The organism is Paracoccus marcusii, from assembly GCF_006151785.1.
Lineage (GTDB): Bacteria > Pseudomonadota > Alphaproteobacteria > Rhodobacterales > Rhodobacteraceae > Paracoccus > Paracoccus marcusii.
On record NZ_VDDD01000232.1, the window covers coordinates 1 to 2,005 of the forward strand.

The 2,005-nt window shown below is 71.2% G+C and carries 2 protein-coding genes; one reads left to right on the plus strand and one right to left on the minus strand.

Annotation, left to right across the window (positions count from 1 at the left end; all coding sequences use genetic code 11):
* On the minus strand, positions 1 to 1,093 hold a 1,093-nt coding region (locus FHD68_RS18420), incomplete at its 3' end, for an alpha-D-ribose 1-methylphosphonate 5-triphosphate diphosphatase (RefSeq protein WP_139086552.1).
* 95 nt (positions 1,094 to 1,188) lie between these two features.
* Between FHD68_RS18420 and FHD68_RS18425 the strand changes: the two genes are divergently transcribed.
* Complete coding sequence (locus FHD68_RS18425) at positions 1,189 to 1,854, plus strand: DUF1045 domain-containing protein (protein ID WP_127898983.1); 666 nt, start codon at positions 1,189 to 1,191, stop codon at positions 1,852 to 1,854.
* Positions 1,855 to 2,005: the final 151 nt, after the last annotated feature.

Genomic DNA, 2,005 nt, shown 5'->3' on the forward strand with positions numbered 1-2,005 from the left:
CGCCGACCTGCGCCACGCGGATGACGTCGGCCCGCGCGCCCGGTGCCAGCCTGCCGCGATCGTGCAGGCCCACGGCCTGGGCGGGCGCCTGCGTCACGGTCGCGATGCCGCGCGCCAGATCGCCCCACAGATCGCCCAGCATCATCGCCCCCGACAGCAGCGACGACGGCACGTAATCCGACGACAGGATGTCCAGTAGGTCGGCCCGCGCCAGGTCGCTGGCCGCGACATTGCCGCTGTGCGATCCGCCGCGGATCAGGTTGGGCGCGCCCATCATCACGCGGATGTCGTGGTCGCGGCAGGCCTGTGCGGCATCCGCTGTGGTGGGGAATTCCGCGAAATGACAGCCATGCGCCGCGCTGACCGCGACCTGAGGGGCGGTGGTGTCGTCGTGGCTGGCCAGCACCGCGCCATAGCGGCGCGCCTCGGCCACGGCGGTCGCCTCGTGCAACTCGCCCACGCGGGCGCGCAGGGCCTGCTGGTCGGCGACATGGTCCAGGAACTGGGCATCCGACAGGCCCTTCTTGCCGCAGACATAGTCGCGCAGCTTGCCGATGTCGCGGAACTGGCGTTCGCCGGGGGTGTGGTCCATCAGGCTGACGATGCCGATGCGGTCCCGGGGGCCGAACTTGGCCATCTCCTCGGGCAGGGTCTGGGAACAGATCTCGGCGCGCAGGTGCAGGAAATGGTTGATCCGCAGCGCCCCCTGGGCGCGCAGGCCCAGGATCTCGTCGGCTAGGGCGCGGGCATATTCGCCGTAGCCTGCATTGTTCGACGTCACGACCGACCCCACGCGCAGCGCGTCAAAGACGGTGGTGATGCCCACGCTGGCCAGTTCGGCGTCATGGGCGATGATCGCATGGGCATGGGGCCAGTCGACGCCGGGGCGCGGCTCGATATGGCGTTCCAGGTTGTCGGTGTGCAATTCGATCAGGCCCGGCATCAGCAGGTCGCCCTGACAATCCAGCGCGCCCGCGGGCAGGGCGCGGCCCTGGCCGATCTCGGCGATCAGCCCGTCGCGCAGGACCAGGTGGCCGTGGATCACCTCGGTCGGCAGGACCAGGCGGGCGTTGGCAAGGATGATGTCGGTCATGCGGTCGGGTTCCGTCTTGAAGGATCATGTCGAAGGGCGTCATCTGGCAGACGGCTGTCACAGCCGTGTGACACAACGGGCTTAGGGTGCCGCGCATGCAGGATTTCACACGATATGCCGTCTACTACGCGCCGCAACCCGGCATCTTCGCGGACCGTGCGGCGGCGTGGCTGGGCTGGGACCTGGCGGGCGGCCATGCGGTCGATGATCCGTCCCTGCCGGCGCGCCCGGTGGGCCAGCCGCGCCGATACGGGTTCCACGGCACCATCCGCGCGCCCTTCCGCCCCGTCGTCCCCGAAGCGGACCTGATCGCGGCCGTCGACGCGCTGGCCATCAACCGTCCGGCATTGACCTGCGGGACGCTGGCGCTGCGCGATCTGGGCGGGTTCCTTGCGCTGATGCCCACCGGGGGCCAGCCCGACCTGATCGCGCTGGCCGATGCGGTGGTGCGCGCCACCGATCCGCTGCGCGCGCCGCTGACGGCCGAAGAGGTCGCGCGGCGGCGCCCCGACAGCCTGACCACGCGCCAGCGCGCCCTGCTGGACCGGTGGGGCTATCCCTTCGTGATGGAAGAATTCCAGTTTCACCTGACCCTGACCGACCGGCTGTCCGCCGCGGAACGACCCGCGGTGCAGGCCGCGGCTCAGGCCTGGCTGGGCCCTGTCCTGCCGCGGCCTTTCGTGATCGCCGACCTGTGCCTGGTGGCCCAGGATGCGCAGGGCCGGTTCCACCTGCGTCATCGCGCGCCCCTGTCGGGCTGAAGCGCGGCCAGAAGGCGTTCGGTCCCTTGCGCAAGGCAGGCATCGTTGCACACGGTCAGGTGGGCGATGCCCGGCGGCATGGCGAAGGCGGCGCGGCGCAGGCGGGCGGCGATGTCGGCCGACCCCTCGCGGCCGCGGTCGGCCAGGCGGC